Annotated in this window: 1 protein-coding gene; it reads left to right on the top strand. The window is 71.8% G+C overall.

The window, feature by feature from the left end:
* Window positions 1–12: 12 nt before the first annotated feature.
* The coding region (locus ACFILO_RS09765; RefSeq protein WP_375678244.1) for a dihydroxyacetone kinase subunit DhaK at window positions 13–238 on the top strand (226 nt) is incomplete at its 3' end.

Below are 238 nucleotides of genomic sequence, written 5' to 3'. Positions count from 1 at the left end.
GCCCGGCACGCCATGGCCCGCACGCGCAGCATCGGCATCGGCCTGTCGGCATGCACCATTCCCGCCGTGGGCAAGGCCAATTTCCATATCGAGCGCGGCAGCATGGAGGTCGGCATAGGCCACCATGGCGAGCCCGGCATGTCCGTGCACCGCACGGCCACGGCGGCCGATATGGCCGAGCGCATGCTGGACACCCTGCTGCCCGACCTGCCCTTCGCCCCGGGCGACCGCGTGGCCG

It is taken from the genome of Bartonella sp. AP72JLCBS (assembly GCF_042195705.1).
GTDB lineage: Bacteria > Pseudomonadota > Alphaproteobacteria > Rhizobiales > Rhizobiaceae > Bartonella.
Note: the sequence above shows the minus strand (reverse complement) of the source record. Positions and strands in the feature narration are given on the sequence as shown.